General features: G+C 64.3%; 4 protein-coding genes. 2 read left to right on the forward strand and 2 right to left on the reverse strand.

Annotated features, from left to right (window positions below; genetic code table 11):
• The first annotated feature begins 104 nt into the window (after positions 1-104).
• Positions 105-587 carry a redoxin domain-containing protein gene (locus Q7V45_RS14440; RefSeq protein WP_304853224.1) on the forward strand — a complete coding sequence of 161 codons (483 nt, stop codon included), beginning with the start codon at positions 105-107 and terminating at the stop codon, positions 585-587.
• Here the strand turns inward: Q7V45_RS14440 and Q7V45_RS14445 are convergent.
• Together Q7V45_RS14445 and Q7V45_RS14450 are read right to left on the reverse strand one after the other, a co-directional pair.
• A complete protein-coding gene (locus Q7V45_RS14445) occupies positions 571-1,863 on the reverse strand; it encodes an aspartate aminotransferase family protein (RefSeq protein WP_304853226.1) in 1,293 nt (430 codons plus the stop codon). The genes Q7V45_RS14440 and Q7V45_RS14445 overlap by 17 nt on opposite strands.
• Before the next feature lie 13 nt (positions 1,864-1,876).
• Complete coding sequence (locus Q7V45_RS14450) at positions 1,877-2,227, reverse strand: hypothetical protein (RefSeq protein ID WP_304853229.1); 351 nt, start codon at positions 2,225-2,227, stop codon at positions 1,877-1,879.
• 213 nt (positions 2,228-2,440) lie between these two features.
• Between Q7V45_RS14450 and Q7V45_RS14455 the strand changes: the two genes are divergently transcribed.
• Positions 2,441-2,624, forward strand: a 184-nt coding sequence (locus tag Q7V45_RS14455; protein ID WP_304853232.1) for a hypothetical protein, incomplete at its 3' end; no start/stop codon positions are given.

Below are 2,624 nucleotides of genomic sequence, written 5' to 3' on the forward strand. Positions count from 1 at the left end.
GGGTCCTTCGCTGCGCTCAGGATGACACCTGTTTTGTGGTTCGACGCACTGCGCCCATTCCAAAACCGTTGTCATCCTGAGCGCAGCGAAGGACCTTTACTCGAATGACCGACACCACACGCCCCCTCGCCCCGCCCCTCATCATCGAGCGCTGGTTCAACAGCGACCAGCCGATCACGCTCGAAGGCCTGCGCGGCCAGATCGTCGTGCTGCATGCCTTCCAGATGCTGTGCCCCGGCTGTGTCTCCACCGCGATCCCGCAGGCGCGCAAGTTGAACGAGATCGCGAAGTCGATCGACGGGCTCACGATGCTGGGCATCCACACCGTGTTCGAGCATCACGCGGCGATGACGCCGGTGTCGCTCGAAGCCTTCCTGCAGGAGTACAAGATCACCTTCCCGGTCGCCGTCGATCGGGCTTCACCCGACGGACCGATCCCGCAGACCATGTTGGCCTATGGCTTCCGCGGCACGCCCTCGACGGTGATCATCGATCGCGAGGGCCGCATCGCGCGCCACAGTTTCGGGGCCGAGGACGATCTCGCCCTCGGCCTGATCCTGGGCAACCTTCTCAGCGCGAGGACTTGATCTCCTTGAGCGCCTCTTCCCAGGCGCCGATCGTGTGATCGATGTCGGCCTGGGTGTGGGCCACGCTGACATAGTACTTGCTGTCGCCCTTCATGATACCGCGCGCGCGCAGGGCCTGGTTGAAGCGCTTCTGGAGCGCGGTGTCGGCCTTCAGCGTATCGCGGTAGTCCTTGACCGGCTGGTCGGTGAAGATGATGTCGAACAGCGGCGGCTCGCCGATCACCTGCGCCTTGACGCCGTGCATCTTCAGGAGCTCCGACAGCGTGTCCATCAGCCTGCGCCCGTTGGCGAAGACGCCTTCGTAGGTGCCGGGGCGCTTCAGCACCTCGAGCGTGGCGAGGCCCGCGACCGCGGCGACCGGATTGCCCGAGAGCGTGCCCACCTGGAAGATGAAGTCCTCGTCGGTCATCGCCAGGCGATCGAAGTGCTTCATGATGTCGGCACGGCCGGCGGTGGCCGCCAGCGCAAAGCCACCGCCCACGATCTTGCCCAGGGTGCAGAGGTCGGGCGTGACGCCGTAATATTCCTGGGCGCCGCCATAGGCGAAGCGGAAGCCGGTCACCACCTCGTCGAAGATCAGCGGGATGCCGTGCTCGGCGGTCACCTCCCGCAGCGCCTGCAGGAAGCCGGGCTTGGGCGGGATCAGACGCTGGAACGGCTCGACGATCACGCCGGCCAGCTCGTCCTTCTGCTCCTCGATCAGGCTCCGCACCATGTCGATGTCGTTGAAGGCCGCGACCACCATCTCGTCGGCCACCGACTTCGGGATGCCCGCCGAGTCGATAGAGCCGCGCGGAAAATTGCCGGGGCTCTTGGGCGCCAGCGACACCAGCGCATAGTCGCTCATGCCGTGATAGCCGCCCTCGAACTTCAGGATCTTGTCGCGCTTGCGGAAGGCGCGCGCGGCCCGCATCGCATAGAGGTCGGCCTCGGTGCCGGAGCAGACGAAGCGCACCTGCTCGGCGCAGGGAACGGCGTCGACGATCGCCTCGGCCAGCGCGATGCCGTGGCGGTTGTTGCCGAAGAAGGTCGTGCCCAGCGGCACCTGCGCCTGCACCGCCGCCGTGACCTCGGGATGGGCGTGGCCGATGAACATCGGGCCGGAGCCCAGCAGGAAGTCGACATACTCCTTGCCGGCCTCGTCGTAGATCCGGCCGCCCCTGCCCTCCTTGAGAATCACCTCGGCCGGCATGTTGCCGAAGCTGCCGCCTGGCAGCACGCGGCGCGCCTGCTCGACGAGGTCGTTGGTCGGGTCGACCGGAGTCTGGATGTTCATGGAAGCCTCTACGCTATTCGATGGGAACGAAGATGGAATGACGAAGCTGGCCGTTGATCGCCTTGGAGAAGTGGCCCTTGCCGTGCGTGTCCTCGACCAGGATCACCTCGCCGGCGCCGATGATACGGGTCTCGCCATCGCTGGCCTGGATGGAGACGCCGGCATCGAGGTTGATGATGTACTGCCGGCGCGGTGCGGGATGCCATTCGTAATCGTAGGTGCCGGGCGTCTCGCGGAAGATGATCCCGGTCGCCGGCAGGGTGGCCGAGGTCTTGCCGCCGCGGCCCTCGTGCTTCCATTCGATCTCGATGTCGCGGAAATGGGTCTCGCCGTCGGCGTCGACATACAGGTTATGGATGCGCATGAATATTTCTCTCCCTTGCCCTCTCGGCGGCACAGCTTAGAACGAGAGTATGAGGGGCGTCACATCCTATCCCCGTTGGTGACGCCGCAGCTTGTTCTGTTGGACTTCGGGGCGGTCAACATGACCGATGGTATCGGCTGATTTCCGCTGATGCTCGCCAGTCCGGTGCCAATTTGGGGGAGAACAATGAAAAGTGTTATGCCAAGCCAAGTCGTGGCCACAATCGACAATCTCTTCCCTCACGCGGCGCGCGAGACCGTGGGGTTGTTGGACGCAAGCCACAGCACCAAGTTAAGGGGACTGTGCAATTTGGTGGCCGCGATTCCCGTGGAGCTGATCCAGTGCGCGGACTCCAACTACTCGGCCTTTGTTCTGGCTATTGCGACGATTGAAGAGA

The organism is Reyranella sp., from assembly GCF_030651995.1.
Lineage (GTDB): Bacteria > Pseudomonadota > Alphaproteobacteria > Reyranellales > Reyranellaceae > Reyranella.

Excerpts from the sequence above, each read along its gene's own strand:
- Q7V45_RS14440 (WP_304853224.1), top strand. The coding sequence starts at position 105 with ATGACCGACACCACACGCCCCCTCGCCCCGCCCCTCATCATCGAGCGC.
- Q7V45_RS14445 (WP_304853226.1), bottom strand. The coding sequence starts at position 1,863 with ATGAACATCCAGACTCCGGTCGACCCGACCAACGACCTCGTCGAGCAG.
- Q7V45_RS14450 (WP_304853229.1), bottom strand. The coding sequence starts at position 2,227 with ATGCGCATCCATAACCTGTATGTCGACGCCGACGGCGAGACCCATTTC.